The sequence below is a fragment of the Frigoribacterium sp. Leaf186 genome (genome assembly GCF_001423905.1).
In the GTDB taxonomy this organism is placed as follows: Bacteria; Actinomycetota; Actinomycetes; order Actinomycetales; family Microbacteriaceae; genus Frigoribacterium.
On the sequence record NZ_LMPQ01000015.1, the window covers coordinates 688 to 930 of the forward strand.

At 50.2% G+C, this 243-nt stretch carries 1 rRNA gene (only partly in view); it reads left to right on the plus strand.

The window, feature by feature from the left end:
* Positions 1-243: ribosomal RNA gene (locus ASG05_RS15620) — 16S ribosomal RNA — on the plus strand (it extends past both window edges: 299 nt to the left, 788 nt to the right).

Here is a 243-nt window from a genome sequence, read left to right on the forward strand (position 1 = left end):
CAGGAAGACGGCCCTATGGGTTGTAAACTGCTTTTATCCGGGAATAAACCTTTCTACGTGTAGAGAGCTGAATGTACCGGAAGAATAAGGATCGGCTAACTCCGTGCCAGCAGCCGCGGTAATACGGAGGATCCAAGCGTTATCCGGATTTATTGGGTTTAAAGGGTGCGTAGGCGGCCTGTTAAGTCAGAGGTGAAAGACGGTAGCTCAACTATCGCAGTGCCTTTGATACTGACGGGCTTG